We start from the raw sequence: 18,670 nt of genomic DNA, 5'->3' as shown, positions 1-18,670 counted from the left end.
AACAAAAATAGGCTGCTGTACCCCAAATAAGGGCGCCCCTGGCCGGCACCTCCCAACCGACCAACGCTGCACCACAATCGTCCCCGCACAAAAAAACCTGCCAACGCTAGCGCGGCAGGGGAAAAGCGGCGTCAAGCCGCTTGATGAAATGAGTGATCGCCTGATTGAACGGTTTATGAGAACGAGTCAGCATCATATGTCTCCCGCGGTCGATAAATACGGAGGTGAAACGATCGACGCTCCGGGCGTATTGCTGGATGTACGGATGTGTCAAACGCGATCGCGTGCCGTTCAGCAGCAAGAGCGGCACCGTCAGGGCATGAAGCCGGTCAGTGCAGTCGTACCGAAAACTGCTTTCATAAAATTCGTAGGCGGACCGCCCGTCAGTACGCATGCAATGATCGTACAGCACCCGCTCGTCGTCTTCGGTCAGTTTGTGAGTAAGCGCGAAAACGCGGCTCAACAGCCGGTGCCGGCCGGCCTTAACCAACGCCATGCCGAGGCGAAACTCGTTCGCCAGCAAAAAAGTATTGACCCTCGGAAACCCGCCTGATAAAATAAGAGCCTTCGTACGCTCCGGATGGTTGAGTGCGAACTCTTGAGCCACAGACCCGCCGCTGGAGTAGCCGCAGAGCACCACTTGCTCGAGGTCCAATCGGTCGATGAACCGGTACAGCTCTTCAGCCAGCGAAGAGATCGTAACCGGACGCGGATCAACGCCGCTTCTGCCATGGCCGCGAAAATCGTAAAATACGACTTGAAACGACTTAGCCAGCGAACGTTGGTAAAGAAAAACGGTATGGTCCATGTGAGGCGGATGAAGAAAGACGATCGGCGTACCGCTGCCAATCTGTTCATAGTACGTCGGTACGATCGATCTCACTGTCAACGACGGCATGACGCATCCTCCTATCGCTAGTTAACGAAAAACGGATACACCCATTTCGTGAACACTTGAAAGCCTAAATAAATGCCAATGATGCCGGCGATGCCTGGAAGTGCCGGAGGAGCCGGGATCGGCAATTTCAACAAGGCAAAAATGAATCCGACAATAAAGCCGGTCATGAGAGCAACCATCGCAATTTTCATAGTCATTCCTCCTGTTAGCATGCGGACATTCCGCAAATTCATGCACCCTTGTATCATAAAAAATGGACGCGAAAGACGCAAACGATGAAAAATCCCCCGAAATGAGGTGGCCGTTCGATGAAGAAAATCATGGTCGTCGGCGTGTCCGCCGGAGCGGGCAAATCGACGTTTGCCCGCCGGCTTGGCAAAACCCTTGATCTTCCCGTCATTCATCTCGACACCTTATATTGGAAGCCTGGCTGGATCGAAGCCGCTCCGCAAGCTTTCGCGGCTGCAGTTCAAGCCGCCGCCGATCAACCGGAATGGATCATCGAAGGCAATTACAGCAGCACCTTCGCCATTCGGCTCGCCCGCGCAGACGCTGTCATTTATCTCGAACGTCCGCTGGCGCTTTGCCTTTACCGCGTGTTGAAACGGTGGTACACGAACAAAGGAAAGACCCGTCCGGATATGGGAGCGGGCTGCGAAGAACGAATGGAATGGGCATTCCTTAAATTCATCGTCACGACTTACCGGCGGCGCAAACGAACGATGCGCCGGCTGCTGGAGGAACAAAAAAACGACAAGATCGTCGTCCGCTTGACGAGTGAGAATGCAATCGAACAATTCTTGTTGCAAGCAAAAAAATGACCCCGATCGCGGGGTCCTATTACATTTTCTCCGGCGCGGAAACACCGAGCATAGCCAAACCGTTGCGAAGCGTAATTTGCACAGCCTGGATGAGCTGGAAGCGGGCTCGGCTTTTTTCAAGATCGGACTCGTCCAAGACACGTTCGGCATTATAAAATTTATGCAGCAAGGACGCGAGGTCATACACATAATTCGTCAGCCGCTGGGTCGCCAATTTTTCCGCCGTTTCGGCAACCGTCGCCGGAAACTCGCCGAGCTTTTTCAGCAAATCGAATTCCTTCTCCGACTCAATGAGCGTCAGATCCGCCGCTCCCGCGCCGCTCAAACCCATTTCTTCGCCTTGCCGCAAGATGCTGCAAATCCGAGCGTGCGCGTACTGCACGTAGTACACCGGATTTTCATTCGACTGTGACAGCGCCAAATCCATGTCGAAATCAAGATGTGTATCCGAGCTGCGCATCGCGAAGAAATAACGCATCGCGTCAACGCCGATTTCCTCCATCAGCTCGCGCAGCGTGACCGCTTTCCCGGTCCGCTTGCTCATCCGCACCCGCTCGCCGTTTTGAAACAAGTTCACATTTTGGTAAATGTGAATGTTCAAGCGGTCGCGCTCGTAGCCGAGCGCTTGAACGGCCGCTTTCATCCGGTTAATGTAGCCGTGGTGATCAGGGCCGAGCAAGTCAATGAGCTGATCGTAGCCGCGCTGGAATTTATTCAAGTGATACGCGATATCCGGCATTAAGTACGTGTACTTACCATCACTTTTTACAAGCACGCGGTCTTTGTCGTCGCCGTATTTCGTCGACGCAAACCAAATCGCGCCGTCTTTTTCGTACGTCTCGCCGTTTTTCTGCAAGATCGCCAACGTTTCCTCGATCGCGCCGGCATCATGCAAACTTTTTTCCGAAAACCACGAATCGAATTCCACGCGAAAATCGCTCAAATCCTTCCGGATCCCGGCCGTCACTTTTTCAAGCGCAAACTTCCGCAGCAGCGGGTACCTTTCTTCATGCGTCATTTTCGCAAATTCATCGCCGTGACCGTCCGCCAGCTCCTTGCCGAGCTCGACGATTTCTTGCCCGTGATAGCCATCCTCCGGCAACGCTTTTTCCTCACCGAGCGCTTGCAAATACCGCGCTTCCAGCGACAGCGTCAACGTATGAATCTGGTTGCCCGCATCGTTGTTGTAATACTCGCGGCTCACGTCATAACCCGCTTTTGCATACGCATTGCTCACCGTGTCGCCGATCGCCGCTCCGCGCGCATGCCCGAGATGCAGGCTACCCGTCGGATTCACCGACACGAACTCGACGAGCACCTTTTTCCCGTTCCCGGCGTCGCTCTCGCCGTAACGCTCGCCCGCCTCAACAATCGCCGGAATCACCTTCGTGAGATAGCCTTTGTCCACGAAGAAATTCATGAACCCGGGGCCGGCAATCTCGATTTTTTCCACCGATACCTTCTCTTTATCGAACGCTTCGACGATCTCCGCCGCAATTTGCCGCGGCGCTTTCTTGGCGATTCGCGCCAACTGCATCGCCATGTTCGTCGCATAATCCCCGTGTTCTTTCTCCTTTCCGTGCTCCAGCACAACATCCGGCAGCGCTTCGCGCTCCGCCAGCCCTGCCTTCACGACGGCATTCGCAATCTCTTTCTTCAAATCCTCTTTCAATTGTTCTACGATGTTCAAGTCTCATCCGCCTCCCTAATGCTGAACGTCAACGTCACGCGGCCGAGATCGCGTCCTTGCAGGACGAGCTCGTATACGAGCACGATCTCGCCCCGGCCTTCATCGCTTTTCCATTCATAGTCGAATTGCTTCGTCGCCGTCTCCATCCTCATCGTCCCAAACGGCGTTCGATACGATCCTTCCGTCTTTTTTCCTTCTTGGAAACGCTGGTGCATGGAGACGCCGCCGTTGCGTATGATCGTCACGTCATCTTCGCCGATTTTCAACACGTTGCGCACGGCATCTTCGTGCTCCTCCAATTTCTCATGATACCGAATATAGACGGACGGCCCTTTCTCAACCAAGGTACCCTTTACGCGGTTTTGCGTCGTCTCGTCGCCGTTATTGCCGTTCACTTTTGAAGTGAGATCGATTACGACGGGAATCACTGCATCCATTCCATCCCGCTCCTCCTTGTGATGTATCTTCATTCGTCCCGCCCCTCGCATTCAAGCATCGCAACGAACAAACCGTGGAGGGCGAAGACCCCCCACGGATCAAAGTTTCTCTTTATTATACGAAAAGAGACGGTGTACCTTCAAGTCGGCGCGGCCTATGCCGATGAAAGTTTAAAAATGACCGCTGACGTACATACTGATGATAGACGCACCACCGCGAGGCAGGGGGAGACCGAAACATGGAAGTCGTTACGCAAAAACGATTGAAACGAACGTGGACGTTAATCAAGCTGATGCTGTTCATCGGCTTTTTTGTCGTTTCCACCGTTTCCTTATGCTTTATTGGTCTTTACATATATGCAAAAACCGCCGGCCCTCCGCCTTTGCAAGTACCGCAAACGACCGTCTTTTATTCGGATCATGGCAAAAAAATTGGTGAAGCCGAACACGGCGGGCAAAACCGTTATTGGGTTTCGCTGAACGAGATTTCCCCGGCTGCTGTGAAAGCCACAATCGCGATCGAGGATAAAAGATTTTACGACCATTTCGGCTTCGACGTGCGTCGCATCGCCGCCTCTGCCCTCGAAGACCTTATGACGTTGTCGAAAGCCGAGGGCGCAAGCACGATCACCATGCAGTATGCCCGCAATTTATACTTGACGCAGGACAAAACGTGGCTGCGCAAAATCCGCGAAGCGTTGCTGACGCTGCGGCTTGAAGCCAATTATTCGAAGGATACCATTCTCGAAGGTTACTTGAATACCATTTATTACGGCCACAGCTCGTACGGAATCGAGGCGGCCGCCCGTTATTTTTTCAACAAAGACGCGGGGGACTTGACACTTGCGGAGGCGAGCATGCTGGCAGGCATCCCGAACGGTCCACGCTACTTTTCGCCGTACTACAACATGGAAAATGCGCAAATGCGCCAGAAAACGGTGCTGCATGCGATGGTGCAAGCCGGGTATATCACGAAGCAGCAAGCGGAACAGGCCGCCCGGCAAAAGCTTGAATTTGTCGAGCATCATCATGAAACGAATTCGGAAAGCGTCGCTCCGTATTTTCAAAAGACGGTCGAACGGTTTTTGCGTGAAAAATTGCATCTGACGCCGCAGATGATTCATACAGGCGGGCTCAAAGTATACACGACGCTCAATACGCATTTGCAAAAAATCGCCGAGCAGCAAGTGGAGAAATGGATGCCGGACGACTCTGATATGCAAGCCGCTCTCGTGGCGATGAATCCGCAAACTGGAGCGGTCAAAGCGCTCGTCGGCGGACGCGATTTCGACGAAAGCTCGTACAACCGCGCCGTTCAGGCGGAGCGTCAGCCGGGCTCTTCCTTCAAGCCTTTCTTGTATTATACGGCGCTCGCGAACGGCTTTACACCTTCGACAAAGCTCATCAGCGAACCAACGACGTTTCGCTACAATAACGGGCACTCCACGTACTCCCCGCATAACTACGGGAACTATTATGCGCACGGCCCGATCACATTGATGCAGGCACTTCCGCTGTCCGACAATGTGTATGCGGTGAAAACGAACATGTTCGTCGGGCCCGAGAAACTTGTGGAGACCGCGAAAAAAGCGGGCATCACGACGCCGCTTGCGCCAATTCCATCGCTCGCGCTCGGGACCAAACCGGTGACGGTGTTGGATATGGTGCGCGGGTACAGCGCGTTTGCGAACGGCGGCTACCGTGTCGAACCGACGTTCATTCGCAAGGTCGTCGATCGGGACGGCGAAGTGATTTACGCGAATGATTTCGAAAGAAAGCACGTGTTCGATACAGCCACCGCGTTCGTATTGGCCCAAGTCATGACCGGCACGTTCGATGAATCGTTAAACGATTATACTTCTGTGACCGGCCGACGTATCAACAATTACTTGCACCGTACAGTGGCGGGAAAATCGGGAACGACGGCCACAGACAGTTGGATGATCGGTTTCACGCCGAAGCTGGCCGCAGGCGTCTGGACCGGCTATGACAAAGGCGAAAAACTCGATTCGGTAACAGAGACGCACCATTCCAAGAAAATTTGGGGGCATTTCATGAAACAGGCGCTGCAAGGATCGCCAAAACACCCGTTTCAACCGCCGCCCGGGGTAATCGGTGTTTGGGTCGATCCGGATACTGGGAAACGGGCGACCGGGGACTGCCCGCAAAAACGCTATGTGTATTATGTGAAAGGTACGCAGCCGAAAGCTTATTGCAAGAAACATATTCATGAACCTTCGTTGCCGAATCCGACGGAACCGAAAGATAAAAAAGAAGAACCTGACGGCGGGATTCTCGACTGGCTCCCGTTTTGACGCGAACGCAAAAGGTCCGGAGATCGGCGTCTCCGGACCTTTTGCTGTCCCAATAATACATGTGCATGTAAATTAAGTTTACGGCGGAACGTGACTAGACACAAGGTTTTCGAAAAACGTTCAAAAAATGTTCAAATTTGCAATCAACTTTCGAAATGGCGCTTCACGTCTTCGCTCGTGTTTTCCCACAGTTCCGGCCGTTCTTCTTGCAGAAATCGTTTCAAGATTTGTCTCGACCGTTCGTCCATATTATCGACGATTACGTGACGCTTTAGCGCCTTGTCCATATGATTCACATGCTCCGGCATCGACTTATACCCGGGACGGATTCTTCGCTCCTCGCGGGAAACCCGCATTTCGCACGCCCCTAATCCTGTATAGTGCGGCCCGTACTCGCCGCGCTCGGTCACCACCCAGACGATCCAATACAACCGCGCGTCTTCCAACCCTTCTTTGCTCGGGCTGAAGCGCACTCGTCTTTCCACCTTGCTGCGGGCATGCAGTGCTTCCATTTCAATATACGCTTCTCCCGCTTCGGGATCGACAATGACAGGCGTCACGTTGTCGAGGGTGATCGCCCCAACGCCGTAGCTCCCATCTCCGCCCGTTGGATCTCCGCTAATGATATTGAACTGTTGCTTCTTCTTTTCTTCGGCCACTGAAACCGCCTCCTTCGCTTGCAGGCTGTCTCTTTATTTTATCACACCCGCACCCGCCGATTCATCCCGCCGGCTACCGGTATTCGCGGGATTGATTCATTCGCGCGCGTTCCGTTGCGAAATCAACGATGCTTCCAGCAATAATCCAAACGGCGAGAAAAACAAGCAGCTCGCGCTGCCATAAATGAAACTGCGCCCCTCCCGCGAAAAAGCCGATTAACGTTCCGAGAAACGCCGCCAAAGGCAACATCCACAAAACAACCGTCTTCCAAAGCATTTCCATATCCCCCCCTGTCGTCTTTCAAGTTCACTACATCGTATGAGTGCGATGATTCGTTCATTGGTATGAAAAAAGTCCCGAATTCGAATCTATCAAAAGTATGATCGATAACGGCACATTTTGCACGAATAACGCTTTTCGTCCATTCGGTTTGAGAAACCGTTTCATAGATTGAACATATGGAAAAGAGGTGATGGAATTGAAAACGGTCGTGATCGATGCCGGCTGCGGAAGGAAAAAGAACGGTGCCGGCAACGGAGAAAAACCAGCCAATGAGCAATGGGCGAAAGCGGTACGATCGCAATTACTCGAGCGATACAATGTCAAAGTCGTCCTGATTGATTTGAATTCGGACAAGCGTCTGCGGGGGGGCCGCCGGCAGCAAGCGGATGGTTATTGCCGTTTGCAGCTTCGGAAAGATCAGGGCGGCATTCGTTTTTCGGTTATACCGCCTTCACGGCGGTCGCGAAGAAGAAAGCGGACGGTGCACATGGCTGCCGAATGTCCCCGCCCGCCAAACAAGCAAGCCCTCGCGCGAGACGCTGCCGCCGTGGCGGACAAAATTGCCGGCGTGCTTTCGCTTCCTGCCGTTGGCCACCCTCTTTACCGTGTGTTCGCCGAATCTTTTCAAACGAAAGAGGCAGCCAGCGACCGCGCGAAATTTCTCAAACAGCAACAAGTGCGCGCCTTCGTAGAAGAAGCGGTGACAGGCGAAAACGTCGTGTATCGAGTGGATGCCGGGCGATTTTCAGAGCGGAGGCAGGCGGAGAAAAGACTTCAAGAATTAAAGAAAATGGGGATTGGGCATCCGTTCATCCTCGTGTCGAGCCGCACTGAAAAAATGGAGCCGATTCTCGGACCCTCGTTTCTCAGTGCCGCACAATTAGACATCTATGCGAGGCACGTCAACGACGAAGCCCCTCAACTCGGACGGCATTATATCGCCTTCGGCAACCACTACGGCGTAAGAGCAGACATTGCCTTCGCCCAGGCGCTCCTCGAAACCGACGACTTTGGCTTCAAAGGAGAAGTCGATCCGGAACAAAACAACTACTGCCGGCTTTGCGCGCAAAAGACACAGCCCTCCGGCGCCAGCTTTCCGACTCCGCAAGACGGGGTGCTTGCGCACATTCAACATTTGTACGCTCTTGCAGCGAACAAGCCGCCTCCGGAAGGATATCCGCTCGTCGACCCTTGCCCTCCGGCAAGAACCGGTCGGTACGCCGCCTGGAACACCCTCGTCCGCGAACATCGATTTGATCAACCTTACGGCACTGCGGTCTTGCTGCAATATGAAAAGATGAAACAGTACAGCTTGCGGCAAAAATACACCCGTTCCTCTCGTTCGATCCTTAGAAGATTTCTCGACTGGTGGAAATAAACGAGGGCTGCCTGCTACGCAGGCAGCTCTTAAGAAATCCTTCGGCAAACCTAGGTGACATCCTGTATTCATTTTGTCGGTGAAAGGATCGTGCACCTGTGTTCTTATTTTCTTTTAATAGGCGATTTTCAAATGAAATCGTTCATGAAGAACGTTATTTTCCGAATCTAGTCGAAAGCCGGCAGGTTTTTTCACCAATCACGGGAATTAGCGTTTCTGGTGAGCGATTTTGGAAAAAAGCGGCCTATTTGATTAAAATAGCGTCTGTCATGAGCGATTCCCGCTTTTTCACAACTGATGTTACATTTTCATAGACTGCACTCTGAAGTTTACATGGCAAAATGTTTCGGCTGCAACTGCCGCCCGAACCGAACGGCCTCCTCGATGTCTTGCTTCGTGTAGCCTTGTTGGCGATGGTGGGCAAACACTTTTCTTTCGGTTTCCTTCGGCGGCAATTCGGAAAAATGCAGCACCGTCGCAAGCAGCGTGAGGAACCGCGTGCTTTGGGCGTTAAGCAAATGGACACAGCGATCAAGTCCGGGCATGTGCACATCATGATGCTGCAAGAACGCTTTCCCTTCCTCGCTCAAAACATACACGCCGTGGCCCTTTCCGCTTTCTTGCTCATGCAAAAACTTCAAGTTGCACAACTCCTGTACGCGGAGCGCCGCCTCTTCGGAGTACGGCCCGTAAAATTGGAAGTGAAATTGTTCGTGAAACGGAAAATGCAGTTTTTTTAACACGTACAAGATTTTCTGCAGTTTTCTTCGTCCAATGCCGTCACGGGCATGGTGCAAGACCTCCAGCAGCTTCGCGTGGTCCTCCAGCAATCTAAGTCCCCCTCAATGTATGCAAAATGTTCAATTTAACCGTAGATTCCGGCAAGCCGGCAAGCAAATCTTCAGGAAAATACAATTTATGGTCGGTTCTTTTTTTTCCGGAAATCGCCTCGACAACGTCCGACTCGCGCGACAGCTCGCGTAATTCTCCGGAAGCCGTAAGCAAATGAATCGGCAAACGTTCACCTTCTTCGCCCGGCCGGTAAAAGTCGTACGGCAAATCGCTCGACGAATCAACGACGAGGTAATAGTCGGGATCGATGCCCGCCTCGCGAAACCAATCGCGTAAGTGCATGTAAGCTTCCATTTCCGCATGCGGGTCGAATTCTACGTATTTCAGCAAGCGCCGATTCATGAAGCGGCCGCACAAGTCCCGCAGCACCGCGTCATCCTCTTCCTGCCACATTTGAAAATAGTACATGACGACCGATTCATCCAATTTTAAATAATCGTCCAACGCCGCCGCCTCGCGAATGAACGGTAAAATTCTTTCCGGTGTCTCCCTGAAGACATACCCCGATTCGTGCAAGTGCCGGACGCGCTTGAGAATCTTGCCAAGAATCACCTCGGCACTTCGCGTCACTGGATGGAAATACACTTGCCAATACATTTGATAGCGGCTCATGATGTAATCCTCGACCGCGTGCATCCCGCTTTGCTTGATGACGACTTGGTCGTCGTGCGGCCGCATCACGCGCCAAATCCGCTCGATGTCGAAATGCCCGTAGCTCACGCCCGTATAATACGCGTCACGCAGCAAGTAGTCCATCCGATCTGCATCAATTTGGCTGGAAATGAGACTCACGACGAGCTTGTTTTCGTAAGTCTTTGCGATCACGTCGGCGACTTTTTGCGGGAAATCGTCTCCGGCCGCAAGCAGAACGCGGTGAATTTCCGTATCGCCGAGAATGATGCGCCTCGTCCACTCTTCATGATCAAGATGAAACACCTTCTCGAACGTATGCGAAAAGGGTCCGTGCCCGACGTCGTGCAGCAGGGCTGCAGCGAGCGCGAGCAGGCGCTCCTCGGGATCCCATTGCGGCCGCTCGTCGAAGACGTCGATGATGCGGCGAACGATTTCGTAAACGCCGAGCGAATGACTGAAACGGCTATGTTCGGCACCATGGAACGTCACGTACGTCGTGCCGAGCTGACGGATACGCCGCAAGCGCTGAAACTCCTTCGTGCCGATCAAATCCCAAATGAGCGTGTCTTTCACGTGGATGTACTGATGAATCGGATCTTTGAAAACCTTCTCTTCGTCAAGTTGAAACGCGCGATGAGCCATCGGTGGTCACATCCATTTCCGGAAGTTGGAAGTGAAAAAATACTTGTTGCTCTTCATTATAGAGGTTTTACACGGCGGTGAAAACCTGGTTTTCTTCCTTATGTAAAGGCTACACTTGGCTTGTGCCAAATGATTAATGTCTTCCCGCCTTAATCGTATCCCTGACGGTGATTCGGCTTCTTGGCAGACTTACTATATTTTCTTGTAATACGATAACTAAAATAACCGGCAACGGCGCACAGGCCATCTCATAGAAAGCCCAACACCGGCTACACAACAAATATTTTCGGATGATGAGTAAAGGAAAATCGAGCGGGAAAGCCTTAACAACTGTTGCGTGTAAATTAGCAGGCTTTATTTGGGCGGTCGCCCGAGAAATGGAAAACAAAAAGTGAAGTGACGTATAAAGATCATCTTGTTTCTAAATCTATTGTTAACACGGAGCTGATAATAAAGCCTGGAGGTAAAAGAATAAAATCGATAAGGAGAATCCACGAGTTCCCTATGCGCTAAGTCTTTTCGGGCTTAACCGCGACCTTATTTCGTATCAGTTCCCCAGTCGGAGAGATAAAATGTGAGAACCCAAGGAAACCAAACTGCTCACCGTCGATGACATGTTTGCGTTCGTGCGATGCTTTTATCCTTTTCCAAGGAGGAGCGTACAATGCACAATGAACAACTTGACATTGAGCGTCTGCGGGTATGACTTTTTGCGCCATGAGAGGCCTGGTTTGAAAAGATCTGACTCAGCGGATAAGGCTATCATTTCCGCTACTTCATGTAAAGTTTTGCTTGGAGACACATTAAAAAGTGCTCCATCTAGTAAAGTTCGTCAAAAAACGGGGCAATGAACCAAAAATAAGATACGGCGCCGCTTGAGAGCTCCTTCATATCAGATCACTAGCGTTGCATAATAGCAGGAACACATTATTATCAAATTATTCTGATGGGCATCTTTTGCTCAACAACCAAAAAAGAGAATGACCAAGCAAAAGGTGGCTTCTATCCGTTTGGGATTATTATAAATTTCACAGTGACTAACGGTCCGGCCTTTCATTCTTTTTTTCGCCCTTTCGATATTCGTTTTGGCCTACGGAGGATCTGTTCGAGCTATTTTCTATTGGATTTCCAAAGGAAGAAGCATAACATCGCTTGATCTGTAAAAGCGAATGTTTAGTTTGAGTCTCTAATTGAATTAACACCATCAGGCAATAGGTTATACCGGTTTAAAATATATCAAAATATATTAAAACTAATCCCCATATAATAACCACTGCCACTAGGATGTACGAAATAGGTAAAACATTTTGATACCATAATCCATTCCCTGATTTAGCTACTGTAAAAATTATGGCTTGAGTAAGAAGTGATAGGGATACGATCAATATTCCAAGTGTATATTTTTTCAAAGTTAAACCCTTCCTTAACATTGTGTCTTTACTCGGTAATTTCATCAACATAAAGGTGGGGATAACACCCTACCTTTATAATGTTTAATGATTATTCCGTTAGCTCAGAATAAATGGCCAGCCAATAGATTGTTTGTAATTCCATTGTATCAAACAACCGTTCTTATGATTAGGGATTTCTGAGCAAAAGGGATTATCATAAAATGTTTTTTAAAAGCTTGTATCTTCCGCTGCTTTGCTTATTGAACCGGAACTTGTTGTATGACTCACTGAAAGAGGACCTATTGTAACTGAAATAGATGATGTTCCACCGCTCGTATTATCATGACAATATTGTGATATTACTCTTCGATAAGCATATGGATCAGAGGGGGACATTTCAAAGTAAATATACCCTTTAGCTCTTTTCGCTTCTACATTATTTTCTCCTGGGAAGTTTTCTACATTCCAATCAGCACCATAAACATCAATTGTTAATGGACGACCTCCGCAATTTCCACCATCATACCATACTGAGTCGGCCAAAGGTTTCCAATAATTATGACAGGCGTAGGAGCCTGCAATTAAGTTCCAGTCCTCATTAACAGCCATTCCCATCCTATCACCATCTAGATCCACAGATGTGAGCCAATGGAAATTACCATAAACGCCATATTTTGTATAGAGATCAACAACATCGAAGGATAGTGTTAAATCTGTCTCAGGAATAGTTGATGACATTGTAGAAATCCCCGTTGCGCTATGTTTAGGGACAGCTTCTAGTTGCCCTTCAGAATTTACATAATAATCTTTCTCGATGTGTTTTACAAACTTTATCTTTTTGTTCTTCTTCGCCTTTTGAGCAAGTTTCAGTTTTTTGGGAAACTCCCACTCATTTATTACAGTTTGCGGAACCCCGATATTCAATAATATCTTGTCAACTTTCTTTTCTGACATTGTGTGATTTACTGACGATGCACTGGATGAATTTGTTGGGATTAAAACAAGCGATAAAGAAAGGCACATCACAACAGCTAAAAACGACTTTTTAACATTTCTGATTTTTTCACTTTATTATCTCCTTATTTTTCCTTTCTTGTCTAAAAAGATTTTCTACACTGAATTCAAATTTCCCTCCCATTTTTTGAAAATCAATACAAACGAACTATCTTTTAGCTATTTTAAATAAGCCATTATACCTAATTTATAAGAATTTCTATTAATGTTGCTTATAAATCAGTCCTACATCCGTGATACAGGTTCTAAAAATATAAAAACAGTTTCGCGAGTTCTTGTAAGGTGTCCTTCGCTCTCAGGTTCTCAGATCTCCCAAAGGGACTCATGTTCTCGAAGCTGCGCATAGATAAGAAGTAGAATGGTTGTGTTTTTTCGCTCCTTGGTCTCTGTGTGGATGCCGATTTAAGGCCATATCCAACATGACAAGACATTTTTCAATAACGGTTTCTTCTGGTATACTGCCCCCCACAATTAACTTGGTTTCTTATTAACTAACGATCTTTCATTTGAAAGGACTCGGCTGGCAGTCAATACGATGGGGCTACTGGATCGTGTCCCCTACGCCGACCGGCTTCTTGACTGACTTACTATATTTTTTAGCAATTCGATAAATAAAATAGCCGGCAACGGCACCCGATGCATTAAAGATTACGTCGTCAATATCAACGGCGTGTCCAATGCCGACGGCCAACGTCTCCAACAATTGCAACGTTTCTATGCCGATCGTCGTTACGAGAGCGAAGAGGAAAAGGGAGTTCAAAGCTAACATCCGCTCCCAGAGCATCGGCGCCAGAAAACCTAAAGGCAACAACAATAAAAAATTCCCGCCGACGTTGCGCAAAACGAGATGAAGCATGAACAAAGAATCACCTTCATAGGCGGTGCCGATTTGCTTGATGCTGTTCATGACGGATACGAGCGGAACCAAATTCAGCCGGGGATGCGCCTCGAGACGAATGCCGATCGGAATCGGAAACAACGTAACGGAAATTACCCAGAACATCCATGATACGAAAAGCAGCAGACCGCCTTCCCTGATCCAGCGGATGCGTCTCGATCGATAAAATTGCAGCATGACGAACAGGCCGCGTGCGAGCGCATAACCTGCGATCCCTAAAACCATCACCAACATGCCATCCAATAAATACAAACGTGCAACCCCCTTTGCTGACACAATAAGCTCATGCAGAAACGATTTAAACCGCCCGCTACCGCTCTTTATAAATCGAGGCGCCCCGCGCGATTTCCATCATCGATTCGGGATTGGCCAGCGGTTTGAATCCGTGTTGCGAATACAATCCGTGTGCATCCTTCGTCGCCAGCAAGAACCGGCGCAGTCCCGACAGTCGCGAATCATGCAAAATGACATCGACGAGCCATTTCGACAACCCTTTGCCGCGGTGTGGTTTGAGAATGAACACATCAGCCAAATACGCGAAAGTGGCTAAATCGGAAATGACACGCGCAAAGCCGACCTGTTTCATGAGGCCGGATTTCGGATCTTTAAAATAAACCCCGTAGCAGACGGCCGAACCTTCGATGGATTTCTCGAACACGCTGCGCGGCAATTGTTCCGCCCAATAAGATTCCTCAGCCAAGTAACGATAAATCGTCTCCCTGTCCAGCTTCGCTTTATCCGTTGAAATAAAATAATTTCCTTTGTTCCAAGCCTCCATCGTCATTTGCGACTCTCTCCTTTTCCCCATTTAACCATACCGAATGATTCGACACAATGGGACCTTATATGCAGGAAAATCCGTTCCGATCGGCGAAATAAGGAACGGAAGGAAGAAACTTGCAACCGCGGGTGTTATGGAGACGAAAAACTTAGAGGAGGAAATCCACTTTGGGCATCTTGCAAGCACTTATGGAATGGTTCGAATGGCTGTTTTCCAGCAAAAAAACGAACGTGTACAATACGTTCAGCATGAAAGACTACTACCGTGCGGTCGGAAGGTTGAAGGAATCCGGGGTGAAGTATCGCGTCGTCGTGAGGGCGCAATTTCCCGCCGGCGGTCAATGGGGAGCGCAAAACAATGAATATACGATATACGTTAAAGAAGCGGACAAATACCGTGCGCAAAATGCGATACACGGCCATTAAAAAATAAGCGTGGAAAATCGAAGCGATTCTCCACACTCGGAAAGCCTTTGTTACACGCCGAGTTTTCGGCATCTTTCCGCACAGGCGAGACATTGCGTGGCACACGTTTTGCAAAAAGAGTCTTCCATCTTCTTGCAGGCGTTGCCGCACGACTCACAAATTACGGCGCAAAGCGCACCAATTTCTTCTGCAAAAAGACTATGTCTCGAAATCGCTTCCGCCGTATAGCTGCAGACGGAAGCACATTCCTGTGTCAGCCGGATGACGTCGAGAAAGTCATCCAGGTTGTCCGACTTCAAAGCGGCATCATAACAATGATTGCACGCTTCCATGCACTCCCAGCACGCTTTCATACATTCTTGATAAGCCGTCTCCATTCGTCCACCTCCCGTGTTTCAAAATTTCGCCTTATTATCATTCCACGACGGGACCGTTTCCAAACGGACGTTTCAACCTGCAGGCTCAACACCATCGACTTGGCAAGCGTTTTTCAATACACCCACTCGCCGCTTTTTTGAATCAAGCGGCCGTCGAGATAAATTTCGCCGCCGTCTTTTAAGTTTTTCACCATGTCCCAATGAATCGCCGATTTGTTGCCCTCGCCGGCTTTCTTATACGCATTCCCGAGCGCCATGTGAACGGATCCGCCGATTTTTTCATCAAACAAAACGCTTTTCGTCGGTTTCGCGATACCAAAGTTCGTACCGATGCCGAGCTCTCCGAGATAACGCGCGCCTTCATCCGTTTCTAACATTTGCTGCAAGTAATCGTCGCCCTTTTCGGCACTTGCCTCAACGACTTTGCCCTCTTTGAAAACAAGGCGGATGCCTTGAACTTCCCGGCCGCCGATCAACGCCGGCCAATCGTAATAGATGCAGCCTTCGGTTTTTAAATGATTCGGCGTGTAGAAAAACTCGCCGTCCGGCACGTTTCTTTTTCCATAAGAGATGACCGCTTCGCGTCCTTCGATGTCGACCGTAATATCGGTTCCCTCGGCAACGACGCGAACTTTCGAGGCTTTGTTGAAATACGCTGCCGCCTCTTCCATCGTCTCCTTCAGTTTTGCATAATCGACATTCGTCGCGCCGTAAACGAAATCTTCGTATTGCTCAAGCGGCATTTCCGCATCCTGTGCGCCCGCATTCGTCGGAAACTGCGTGACGACCCAGCGGATTTGATCCGTCATCAATCGTTGCGAAAGCGGCTCGAAAGCTTTCTGTCGCAACTGCAATTTGTTCATGTCGATGCCTGTCAGTTCTTTCGTGTTAGCGGGGGCAACCACTTGAATCAACGCATCTACATGATGAAACGCCCATTCTTCGAACGGTAAATCGGTCAACTGTTGTTCATTGCCTTCATCCAACAATATGCGCAACTCGCCGGGCAATGTAAATTGCGTGATCGGCAATCCGCCCGCCTGCAAAATGGTGCGGTACACTTCTTTCAAGAGCGGCTCCGCGACCGTAGAACCCATGAGCAATACCCGTTCGCCTTGCTTAACTTCAATGGAATGGTGGACAAGCGTGTCCGCCAACTGCACAATTCTCGAATCTGCCACAGCTTCAACCCCTTCATGTGTTTCATCGTCCTTATATGCGTTCGACAAAACTCGCTCATGTCCTTTCCATAAAATGAAAAATCCTTCGCTTTTCCGTTCGACCAATTGGAAACAACGAGTGATTCCAAGACGAGGGGCTTTTTTAGCGAAAGCGGCAACGCAGCACGTAAACCGATTGATACCGGTGAATAACGCTTTGCAATTCAGTAGGATCTTGAAAAACTCCGCCGCCGACGCTGATCGATGCCGCATCGGTGTCTTTGACGATAACAGCCAAAATGATCGGCTCCGCGGACTTAATTTTCATTGTTTGCGCCCGTTTTAACGTCGCTTTGATCCCCGAAGTCGAAGGCTGTTTCCGAACGTAAGCAACATGCGAACGTTCTTTTTCCTCGGCCGTCGTGAGCACCCACTTGGCGACTGTATCGTTCGTCAACGACATTTCTTGAAACGTAGCGATGATCCGTCCGGAACGGCTGACCACTTCCGTACTGTGGGAAATTAAAGGTTCCCGTTTCTTGCCGTCTTCGTAATGGTCAATCCACACTTTTAATTCATTGATCGTCTCCGTCGGCACGCGGTAATCGAAAGCGAAGATCGACTTGGCTCCTCCCGCGAATAATAAATTTTTCTCTGTTTCCGTCAATTCCGCGCTTTTCACAGTTCCCGGCTTCATTGTCGGTTTATCGTCTTCTTTTGTACCGGGAATGGTAAATTCCAGTACGACGAACAACACCACCAATCCCGCCAGCGCAGGCAATAACAGCCTCATCGGTAACCCCCTTTTTAAAAAAAACATCCCCCGGCCAGGGTCGTCTTATTCCGTTAATAGATTTTACTTGTTTTCGATCGGTTTTGCCAAGAGCGTCCTCGAAAAAAATCGTCGCGAGGCGATCGAGGGACTGATTCACCGCTGAAATGGCGAGGATCGGTTTTTTAAAGGGAAACGTTCTCGGATGTCTTTCCCTTCTTTGTTCCGCACGTCTATTTTCTAATTCGCCGAAATGGAACGGAATCCCTGCCGCTGACTAAGACCAACCGTTGTCGAGATCGCTCGAAAAAACGTGATATAATGGACGAGGAATGGATGAGTAAGGAGACGAAGGAATGGAACAGGGAAACGTGCTGTATCAACCGAAGTGGCGGGTCATTGACCAATCCGGCATCGGACCGGCGCTTGATGCCGAGCAATCGTTCGGCATGGATGACATGCTTTGCCACGCCGTTGGCAAGGGGATCTCCGTCCCGACGGCCCGCACGTGGGTTCACGACAAGACGGTCGTCCTCGGCATCCAAGACGCCCGCCTTCCGAATATCAAACAAGGTACCGATTATTTGCGAACGCGCGGATATCGGGTGATCGTCCGCAATTCCGGCGGACTGGCGGTCGTTCTCGACAAAGGCATCTTCAATTTGACGCTTGTGTTTCCCGACAACCAGAAAGTCGACATCGACAAAGGGTATGAAGCGATGGCCAACATCGTAAAGCGGATGCTCGAACCGTTCGAAACCAAAGTCGACGTCGGCGAAGTGAACGGATCCTATTGTCCGGGACGTTACGATCTCAGTATCGGTGGAAAAAAATTTGCCGGCATTTCACAGCGGAGAATTCGCTCCGGGGTCGCTGTACAAGTGTACATTTGCGCCGAAGGAAGCGGTTCGGACAGAGCGAGGATGATCGGTGAATTTTACAAGCTCGCTGCTGCAGAGGCGAACGACAAATTGACTTGCCCGGAAATTCGTCCGGAAACGATGGCTTCTTTGTCCGAGTTACTCGACGAATCGTTGAACACGCGCGCAATGATGAGCTTGTTTCTGATGGCCCTCCACCATTACGGCGGAGAAACGGAAACGAGAGCGCTCGCCCCGGGCGAAATCGACTGGTTTTATACGTATTACAAACGCGTGCTCGACCGGAATAAAAAGGCGCTCGGCGAACCATCGTAATCGAACAGGAAGACGAGGTCATTTGTGTGCGTCAAACCGGGCACGCTG

19 protein-coding genes are annotated in these 18,670 nt (G+C 49.8%); 5 read left to right on the top strand and 14 right to left on the bottom strand.

The window, feature by feature from the left end; genetic code table 11:
- Nucleotides 1–106: 106 nt before the first annotated feature.
- Nucleotides 107–898, bottom strand: coding sequence for an alpha/beta hydrolase (locus VFK44_09845; GenBank protein HET7628677.1), 792 nt, complete (start codon nt 896–898; stop codon nt 107–109).
- A 17-nt stretch (nt 899–915) separates the two neighbouring features.
- On the bottom strand, nt 916–1,089 hold the full coding sequence (locus VFK44_09840; protein ID HET7628676.1) for a DUF1427 family protein: 174 nt from the start codon (nt 1,087–1,089) through the stop codon (nt 916–918).
- Nucleotides 1,090–1,206: 117 nt separating this feature from the next.
- Between VFK44_09840 and VFK44_09835 the strand changes: the two genes are divergently transcribed.
- A complete protein-coding gene (locus VFK44_09835; GenBank protein HET7628675.1) occupies nt 1,207–1,719 on the top strand; it encodes a topology modulation protein in 513 nt (170 codons plus the stop codon).
- A 19-nt stretch (nt 1,720–1,738) separates the two neighbouring features.
- On the opposite strand, the gene argS is transcribed toward VFK44_09835, so the two are convergent.
- Both argS and VFK44_09825 read right to left on the bottom strand, forming a co-directional pair.
- Entirely contained in the window at nt 1,739–3,409 is a 1,671-nt protein-coding gene (gene argS, locus VFK44_09830) for an arginine--tRNA ligase (protein HET7628674.1), read from the bottom strand.
- Entirely contained in the window at nt 3,406–3,846 is a 441-nt protein-coding gene (locus VFK44_09825; protein HET7628673.1) for a DUF1934 domain-containing protein, read from the bottom strand. The genes argS and VFK44_09825 overlap by 4 nt, the downstream gene beginning before the upstream one ends.
- 239 nt (nt 3,847–4,085) lie before the next feature.
- Here VFK44_09825 and VFK44_09820 point away from each other — a divergent pair, with 239 nt between their 5' ends.
- Entirely contained in the window at nt 4,086–6,161 is a 2,076-nt protein-coding gene (locus VFK44_09820; protein HET7628672.1) for a PBP1A family penicillin-binding protein, read from the top strand.
- Nucleotides 6,162–6,304: 143 nt separating this feature from the next.
- On the opposite strand, the gene VFK44_09815 is transcribed toward VFK44_09820, so the two are convergent.
- Nucleotides 6,305–6,820: a YwhD family protein gene (locus tag VFK44_09815; GenBank protein ID HET7628671.1), complete on the bottom strand. Its 516-nt coding sequence runs from the start codon at nt 6,818–6,820 to the stop codon at nt 6,305–6,307.
- Nucleotides 6,821–6,893: 73 nt separating this feature from the next.
- The gene (locus tag VFK44_09810; protein ID HET7628670.1) at nt 6,894–7,097 is read right to left on the bottom strand and encodes a hypothetical protein; all 204 of its coding nucleotides are present in this window, start codon (nt 7,095–7,097) and stop codon (nt 6,894–6,896) included.
- A 196-nt stretch (nt 7,098–7,293) separates the two neighbouring features.
- On the opposite strand from VFK44_09810, the gene VFK44_09805 reads away from it, so the two are divergent.
- The gene (locus tag VFK44_09805; protein HET7628669.1) at nt 7,294–8,481 is read left to right on the top strand and encodes an SPOR domain-containing protein; all 1,188 of its coding nucleotides are present in this window, start codon (nt 7,294–7,296) and stop codon (nt 8,479–8,481) included.
- Between the two features lie 329 nt (nt 8,482–8,810).
- Here the strand turns inward: VFK44_09805 and VFK44_09800 are convergent, their stop codons facing one another.
- The 5 genes from VFK44_09800 to VFK44_09780 all read right to left on the bottom strand — a co-directional run bounded on the left by VFK44_09800 (nt 8,811) and on the right by VFK44_09780 (nt 14,695).
- A complete protein-coding gene (locus tag VFK44_09800) occupies nt 8,811–9,311 on the bottom strand; it encodes a YwgA family protein (protein ID HET7628668.1) in 501 nt (166 codons plus the stop codon).
- Nucleotide 9,312: 1 nt separating this feature from the next.
- Entirely contained in the window at nt 9,313–10,608 is a 1,296-nt protein-coding gene (locus VFK44_09795; protein ID HET7628667.1) for an HD domain-containing protein, read from the bottom strand.
- A gap of 1,619 nt (nt 10,609–12,227) precedes the next feature.
- On the bottom strand, nt 12,228–12,953 hold the full coding sequence (locus VFK44_09790; GenBank protein HET7628666.1) for a hypothetical protein: 726 nt from the start codon (nt 12,951–12,953) through the stop codon (nt 12,228–12,230).
- A gap of 601 nt (nt 12,954–13,554) precedes the next feature.
- Entirely contained in the window at nt 13,555–14,163 is a 609-nt protein-coding gene (locus tag VFK44_09785) for a VanZ family protein (protein ID HET7628665.1), read from the bottom strand.
- 58 nt (nt 14,164–14,221) lie between these two features.
- A complete protein-coding gene (locus tag VFK44_09780; protein ID HET7628664.1) occupies nt 14,222–14,695 on the bottom strand; it encodes a GNAT family N-acetyltransferase in 474 nt (157 codons plus the stop codon).
- Nucleotides 14,696–14,859: 164 nt separating this feature from the next.
- On the opposite strand from VFK44_09780, the gene VFK44_09775 reads away from it, so the two are divergent.
- Nucleotides 14,860–15,117, top strand: a complete 258-nt coding sequence (locus VFK44_09775) for a hypothetical protein (GenBank protein HET7628663.1) — start codon at nt 14,860–14,862, stop codon at nt 15,115–15,117.
- Nucleotides 15,118–15,167: 50 nt separating this feature from the next.
- On the opposite strand, the gene VFK44_09770 is transcribed toward VFK44_09775, so the two are convergent.
- The 3 genes from VFK44_09770 to VFK44_09760 all read right to left on the bottom strand — a co-directional run bounded on the left by VFK44_09770 (nt 15,168) and on the right by VFK44_09760 (nt 17,447).
- Entirely contained in the window at nt 15,168–15,494 is a 327-nt protein-coding gene (locus tag VFK44_09770; GenBank protein ID HET7628662.1) for a four-helix bundle copper-binding protein, read from the bottom strand.
- 113 nt (nt 15,495–15,607) lie between these two features.
- A complete protein-coding gene (locus VFK44_09765) occupies nt 15,608–16,675 on the bottom strand; it encodes an aminopeptidase (protein ID HET7628661.1) in 1,068 nt (355 codons plus the stop codon).
- Between the two features lie 142 nt (nt 16,676–16,817).
- Nucleotides 16,818–17,447 carry a hypothetical protein gene (locus VFK44_09760; GenBank protein HET7628660.1) on the bottom strand — a complete coding sequence of 210 codons (630 nt, stop codon included), beginning with the start codon at nt 17,445–17,447 and terminating at the stop codon, nt 16,818–16,820.
- Between the two features lie 335 nt (nt 17,448–17,782).
- Here VFK44_09760 and VFK44_09755 point away from each other — a divergent pair, with 335 nt between their 5' ends.
- Entirely contained in the window at nt 17,783–18,622 is an 840-nt protein-coding gene (locus VFK44_09755; GenBank protein ID HET7628659.1) for a lipoate--protein ligase family protein, read from the top strand.
- Nucleotides 18,623–18,670: the final 48 nt, after the last annotated feature.

This window comes from Bacillales bacterium, assembly GCA_035700025.1.
In the GTDB taxonomy this organism is placed as follows: Bacteria; Bacillota; Bacilli; order Bacillales; family DASSOY01; genus DASSOY01.
Note: the sequence above shows the minus strand (reverse complement) of the source record. Positions and strands in the feature narration are given on the sequence as shown.

Bases quoted from the DNA above. Each gene is read 5' to 3' on its own strand.
- VFK44_09795 (HET7628667.1), bottom strand. From the start codon at position 10,608: ATGGCTCATCGCGCGTTTCAACTTGACGAAGAGAAGGTTTTCAAAGAT.
- VFK44_09770 (HET7628662.1), bottom strand. From the start codon at position 15,494: ATGGAGACGGCTTATCAAGAATGTATGAAAGCGTGCTGGGAGTGCATG.
- VFK44_09780 (HET7628664.1), bottom strand. From the start codon at position 14,695: ATGACGATGGAGGCTTGGAACAAAGGAAATTATTTTATTTCAACGGAT.
- VFK44_09760 (HET7628660.1), bottom strand. From the start codon at position 17,447: ATGAGGCTGTTATTGCCTGCGCTGGCGGGATTGGTGGTGTTGTTCGTC.
- VFK44_09835 (HET7628675.1), top strand. From the start codon at position 1,207: ATGAAGAAAATCATGGTCGTCGGCGTGTCCGCCGGAGCGGGCAAATCG.
- VFK44_09820 (HET7628672.1), top strand. From the start codon at position 4,086: ATGGAAGTCGTTACGCAAAAACGATTGAAACGAACGTGGACGTTAATC.
- VFK44_09840 (HET7628676.1), bottom strand. From the start codon at position 1,089: ATGAAAATTGCGATGGTTGCTCTCATGACCGGCTTTATTGTCGGATTC.
- VFK44_09810 (HET7628670.1), bottom strand. From the start codon at position 7,097: ATGCTTTGGAAGACGGTTGTTTTGTGGATGTTGCCTTTGGCGGCGTTT.
- VFK44_09805 (HET7628669.1), top strand. From the start codon at position 7,294: ATGGAATTGAAAACGGTCGTGATCGATGCCGGCTGCGGAAGGAAAAAG.
- VFK44_09825 (HET7628673.1), bottom strand. From the start codon at position 3,846: ATGGATGCAGTGATTCCCGTCGTAATCGATCTCACTTCAAAAGTGAAC.
- VFK44_09845 (HET7628677.1), bottom strand. From the start codon at position 898: ATGCCGTCGTTGACAGTGAGATCGATCGTACCGACGTACTATGAACAG.
- VFK44_09790 (HET7628666.1), bottom strand. From the start codon at position 12,953: ATGTCAGAAAAGAAAGTTGACAAGATATTATTGAATATCGGGGTTCCG.
- VFK44_09755 (HET7628659.1), top strand. From the start codon at position 17,783: ATGGAACAGGGAAACGTGCTGTATCAACCGAAGTGGCGGGTCATTGAC.